Origin of the sequence: Shewanella sp. M16 (assembly GCF_018224605.1) — a bacterium.
GTDB lineage: Bacteria > Pseudomonadota > Gammaproteobacteria > Enterobacterales > Shewanellaceae > Shewanella > Shewanella oncorhynchi.
Genome location: NZ_JAGTUL010000103.1, coordinates 1 through 1357, shown reverse-complemented (window position 1 = coordinate 1357; position 1357 = coordinate 1). Strand labels below are relative to the sequence as shown.

At 45.9% G+C, this 1357-nt stretch carries 1 pseudogene; it reads right to left on the bottom strand.

The window, feature by feature from the left end:
- Nucleotides 1-250: 250 nt before the first annotated feature.
- Nucleotides 251-1266, bottom strand: a pseudogene (locus KFE26_RS23590) (IS110-like element ISShes7 family transposase).
- Nucleotides 1267-1357: the final 91 nt, after the last annotated feature.

Here is a 1357-nt window from a genome sequence, read left to right as displayed (position 1 = left end):
TATATGGACACCTCGAATAGATCAACCACTTTTTGAGTAACAGAAAGTAATACTGCGTACGTATATCCGACCTGTTTGTGAGAATCTTTGCTCTCTGGCCTTAATGAGAACCGCGCCTTTGCTGCTTATCGTCCGTCCGGAGTCATATGCTCCTTGTACTCTCTCAGCATCTGCAAAGGCCGGTATTACCTGTTACTTCATTATCTGTAGTCGTGTTTTTGGGGTGAGTTTAATACTCGATTTTTACATATTAACAAGGCCGATATTCGCTGCGATGAAACAGCATAGCCCAGATGATCCGCGCCAATTTGTTTGCAATTGCTACTGCCGCTTTCTGTTTACCTCGCCGCTCAATCACCTTTAAGGCCCATACGGAGATCCTGTCATTACTCTTACTTGCATAGCGAATAATCGACCAAGCTCCCTGGATCAGTTGCCGCCGCAGATAGCTGTTACCTCGCTTGGTTATGCCGCCCAATTTTTGTTTTCCCCCACTGGAAAACTCTTTAGGAACAAGTCCTAAATTTGCAGAAAAATGCCGAGCACCATGATAGCCAGAGCCATCTCCGGCAAATGACACCGCGGCAGTGGCAATGATTTCTGCAACGCCTCTTATACCCATCAGTCGCTTGGCATCTGGGTGCGTTCTTGCCTGCAGTTTGATGTCTTTTTCCAGCGAACCTATTGCAACGTTGATCGCACGCAACTCTTCCATCAGCTCACGCATGTATTGGCGCGTGCAATCGTAGTAAGTTGATTACTGGCATTCTCAAGTAATTCCGGCAGCAAAAGATTCAATGGATTACGTCCTTTAGGGAGGGCTATTCCATATTCACTTAGTAAGCCTCTAATTTGATTGGTTAGTGCAGTGCGTATTCTGATCCGACGCTCGCGAATTCTGTGGGTAATGATGATATCAACCTGCGCTAAGGTTCTCGGCTGAACGAAAATCAGGTTCGGTCTCTGCGCTGCCTCACAGATAGCGAAGGCATCATTGCGATCGTTCTTATTGCCTTTGACAAATGGCTTAACATGCTGAGGCGGGATCAGTTTGACGTCATGCCCGAGAGAAAGTAACTCTCTGCCCCAATAGTTAGAGCCACTGCAGGCTTCCATCGCAACAGTGGCATCAGGGTAAGTACGCAGAAAAGTCAGGAGCTGAGCACGTTTAATCGAACGGTTAAAAACACTCTTGCCTGCTTGATTAACTCCACATACTTGGAAGATATTTTTTGCGAGATCAATTCCTATTAGTGTAACTTTCATTTTGGACACCTTTTGTTGTTATTGAACGTGCAAATTCAATATGGCGTAAATGACGCCTACTTCACAAGAGGTGTCCATCCCATCATCCGTG